General features: G+C 46.8%; 1 pseudogene. It reads right to left on the bottom strand.

Features of this window, described 5'->3' with window-relative positions:
- Window positions 1–250: pseudogene (locus NE637_RS15510) on the bottom strand (hypothetical protein); the annotation flags it as partial.

The raw sequence follows: 250 nt of genomic DNA, 5'->3' as shown, positions 1-250 counted from the left end.
CCGGCACGGATATTCTTTTTCCGGTGTAACGATTACTTTTACTTCTCCTTCATCACGAATTCCCGTCACCTGCGCCATCTGTGTCTCTGCGCCGAGTTTCATTGCCTGATCGAGCAGATTCATGGAAAATTCGCTTCCGCTCACACTTGCGATCCCCGGATAATTTTCTACATTCGGAGACGAAGTGATCTGACCGCCAAATGTTCCTCCTTCTATAATAATTGTTCTTTTTCCCGCTCTCTGACCATAG

Origin of the sequence: Desulfovibrio desulfuricans (genome assembly GCF_024460775.1) — a bacterium.
Classification (GTDB): Bacteria; Desulfobacterota; Desulfovibrionia; order Desulfovibrionales; family Desulfovibrionaceae; genus Desulfovibrio; species Desulfovibrio desulfuricans_E.
This window is presented reverse-complemented; position numbering and strand designations above follow the sequence as displayed.